Raw genomic sequence first — 3954 nt, 5'->3', positions numbered from 1 at the left:
CATGGCCGCCGCATTGCCCGGGCGCCAGGTCTTCTGCCCCATCTTGCGCAGCAGGTTGCGCATGTTCATCGACACGTCGCCGAAGTCGATCTTCACCGGACAGGGCGACAGGCATTTGTGGCAGACGGTGCAGTGGTCGGCCACATCCTCGAATTCCTGCCAGTGGCGAATCGAGATGCCGCGCCGGGTCTGCTCCTCGTACAGGAAAGCCTCCACCAGCAGCGAGGTCGCCAGGATCTTGTTGCGTGGGCTGTACAGCAGGTTGGCACGCGGCACGTGCGTGGAGCACACCGGCTTGCACTTGCCGCAGCGCAGGCAGTCCTTGACGCTGTCGGCGATGGCGCCGATGTCGGACTGCTGCATGATCAATGACTCATGCCCCATGAGACCGAAGCTCGGCGTATAGGCATTGGTCAAATCGGCATACAGGATGCCCCCACGCTCCGCCGCTTCGCGGGTCGCTGCCACCCGGGGGGGCTGATTCGCCTCGGGGCGGCCCAGCAGCGAATCGGCTTCTGATGCCCGATCTTTCTGCGCCGACAGCTCCTGATTTCGTAGCAATTTGCCCTTGTTGAAGCGCCCCTCGGGGTCGACACGGCGCTTGTAGTCGGCAAACGGGCGCAGCTCGTCGTCGCTCAGGAACTCCAGCTTGGTGATGCCGATGCCGTGCTCGCCCGAAATCACGCCGTCGAGCGAGCGCGCCAGCGCCATGATGCGCTTGACTGCCTCATGGGCGGCCTGCAGCATCTCGTAGTCGTCGCTGTTGACCGGGATGTTGGTGTGCACATTGCCGTCGCCGGCGTGCATGTGCAGCGCCACCCAGACCCGGCCCTTGAGCACGCGCTGGTGGATGGCATTGCACTCGGCCAGGATGGCGTCGAACGCGCTGCCGGCAAAGATGTTTTGCAGCTGGGCGCGGATCTGCGTCTTCCAGCTGGCGCGCAGGCTGTGGTCCTGCAGCTGAGGGAACAGCGCATCCACATCGCGCAGCCAGCCCTGCCACTGCGTGCGCACTTCGCCGACCAGGGCCAGGCCCTGCGCCACACGGTCTTCCAGCAGTTCGGCCGAGGGAATCTCGTTGGCGTCGTCCTGTTTGCCCAGCGGCAGATCGCCCTGGCTGAAAAAGGCCTCAAGCTCATCGCACAGCTTGATCTTGTTGCGCAGCGAGAGTTCGATGTTGATGCGCTCGATGCCGTCGGTGTACTCGGCCATGCGCGGCAGCGGGATCACCACGTCTTCGTTGATCTTGAAGGCGTTGGTGTGTTTGCTGATGGCCGCGGTGCGCTTGCGGTCAAGCCAGAATTTCTTGCGCGCTTCCGGGCTGATGGCAATGAAGCCCTCGCCGCTGCGCGAATTGGCGATGCGCACCACCTCGGAGGTAACGCGCGCCACAGCATCGGCATCGTCCCCGGAAATGTCGCCGAACAGCACCATCTTGGGCAGGCCGCCGCGCTTGCTCTTGGTGGCGTAGCCGACCGCCTTCAGGTAACGGTCGTCCAGGTGCTCCAGCCCGGCCAGCAACACGCCGCTGCGCTTTTGCTCGGCGAACATGAAGTCCTTGATCTCGACGATGCTGGGCACGGCGTCGCGCGCATTGCCGAAGAACTCCAGGCAGACGGTGCGGGTGTGCGCCGGCATGCGGTGCACCACCCAGCGGCCGCTGGTGATCAGGCCGTCGCAACCTTCCTTCTGGATGCCGGGCAGGCCGCTCAAGAACTTGTCGGTCACGTCCTTGCCCAGGCCCTCCTTGCGGAAACTCGGGCCCGGGATGTCCAGGCGCTCGGTCTTCACCAGCGTCTTGCCGTCGGCCTCGAAGTATTTCAGCTCGAAACTGGCCAGCTCGGCGTCGTGGATCTTGCCCAGGTTGTGGTTGATGCGCGTGACTTCCAGCCAGCCGGCGTCAGGCGTCACCATGCGCCACGAGGCCAGGTTGTCCAGCGCCGTGCCCCACAGCACGGCCTTCTTGCCGCCGGCGTTCATGGCGATGTTGCCGCCCACGCAGGAAGCCTCGGCCGAGGTCGGATCGACCGCAAAGACAAAACCGGCGCGCTCGGCCGCATCGGCCACGCGCTGCGTCACCACACCGGCTTCGGTCCAGATGGTCGGCACCGGCCGGTCCAGACCGGGCAGCTGCACCATCTCGACCTCGGTCATGGCTTCGAGCTTCTCGGTGTTGATGACCGCGCTCTTCCAGGTCAGCGGCACGGCACCACCGGTGTAGCCAGTGCCGCCGCCACGCGGGATGATGGTCAGGCCGAGCTCAATACAGCCTTTGACCAGATGGGCCATTTCGGCTTCGGTGTCGGGCGTCAGCACGACAAAGGGGTACTCGACACGCCAGTCGGTGGCATCGGTCACATGGGACACGCGGCTCAGGCCGTCGAATTTGACATTGTCTTTCGCGGTCAGACGGCTCAGGCTGCGCTGGGCCTTGCGGCGCAGGGCGGCAATCTCCTGGAACGCGGCGTCGAAGGATGTGACCGCCTGGCTGGCCGCCACCAGCAACTCACCGACCAGGGCATCACGCTGCGGGTCGTCCTGCGGCGTGCGGCGTTTCTGCACCTCGCCCAGGCGATGGCGCAAGGCCTCCACCAACTGGGCGCGGCGCTTCGGGTTGTCCAGCAGGTCATCCTGCAGGTAGGGGTTGCGCTGCACCACCCAGACATCGCCCAGCACCTCGTACAGCATGCGGGCCGAGCGGCCGGTACGACGCTCCTCGCGCAGCTGGTTGAGCACCTCCCAGGCACGCATGCCGAGCAGGCGGATCACGATCTCGCGGTCGGAGAACGAGGTGTAGTTGTAGGGAATTTCGCGGATGCGTTCGTGGCCGTGCGGCGCAACGCCGGGCGCATTCACAAGCTGGTCAAGCGGAGTCGGTGCGTTCATGGGAAATCTGGAATTTCAGCCAGAACGGTAGAACCCGGCTGAGGGGTGATGTTACCGCAGCGCAGCATTCACCTGTTCGCCTCATGGTAACCCCGGGTCCCCAGGGACTGCCGCCCGAGGTTTAATCAAACCGTAACAAGACTGACATATCACCCGACTAGGCTCGGCATCTTGTCTTCAAGGAGTTAACCCATGTGTTTGAAAACGAAACTGGCGCTTGCCGCCCTCTCCACCCTGTTGCTGGCTCCCGCCCAGGCCCAGACCGAGATCCAGTGGTGGCATTCCATGGGCGGCGCCCTGGGCGAATGGGTCAACGATCTGGCCCGCGACTTCAACGCCAGCCAGAAGGATTACAAGGTCACCCCGACCTTCAAGGGCAGCTATGACGAGTCGATGACAGCCGCCATTGCGGCCTTCCGTGCCGGCAATGCCCCGCACATTCTCCAGGTCTTCGAGGTCGGCACCGCCACCATGATGGCCTCCAAGGGCGCCATCAAGCCGGTGGCCGAGGTCATGAAGGAAGGCGGCCAGAAATTCGACCAGAACGCCTACGTGCCCGCCGTCGCCGGCTACTACACCGCCCCCAACGGCCAGATGCTGAGCTTCCCCTTCAACAGTTCGACACCGGTCTTCCACTACAACAAGGACGCCTTCAAGGCCGCCGGCCTCGACCCCGAGAAGCCGCCGACAACCTGGCCCGAGGTCGCCCTGGCAGCCGCCAAGCTCAAGGCCAGCGGCCACAAGTGCCCGTACACCACCAGCTGGATCAGCTGGACCCAGCTGGAGAGCTTCTCGGCCTGGCACAACGTGCTGTTCGCCAGCAAGAACAACGGCTTTGGCGGCCTGGACACGCGCCTGGAGTTCAACTCGCCGCTGCACGTGCGCCACATCGAGAACCTGGCCAACATGGCCAAGTCCGGACTGTTTGTCTACAAGGGCCGCGGCAATGCCGCCGATGCCACCTTCGTCTCGGGCGAATGCGCCATGATGACCGGCTCCTCGGCGCTGTACGGCAACGTCGTGCGCAACGGCAAGTTCGGCTACGGCATCGGCACCCTGCCCTACTAC

2 protein-coding genes are annotated in these 3954 nt (G+C 64.5%); one reads left to right on the top strand and one right to left on the bottom strand.

Translation table 11 applies throughout. From position 1 onward, the window contains the following. Positions 1 to 2886, bottom strand: a 2886-nt coding sequence (locus VGF12_RS02595; RefSeq protein WP_331174486.1) for a DUF3683 domain-containing protein, incomplete at its 3' end; no start/stop codon positions are given. A 192-nt stretch (positions 2887 to 3078) separates the two neighbouring features. Between VGF12_RS02595 and VGF12_RS02590 the strand changes: the two genes are divergently transcribed. Continuing rightward, a partial coding sequence (locus VGF12_RS02590) for an extracellular solute-binding protein (RefSeq protein WP_331174485.1) occupies positions 3079 to 3954 on the top strand: 876 nt, incomplete at its 3' end.

Origin of the sequence: Roseateles sp., from assembly GCF_036404855.1 — a bacterium.
Lineage (GTDB): Bacteria > Pseudomonadota > Gammaproteobacteria > Burkholderiales > Burkholderiaceae_C > Pelomonas.
Note: the sequence above shows the minus strand (reverse complement) of the source record. Positions and strands in the feature narration are given on the sequence as shown.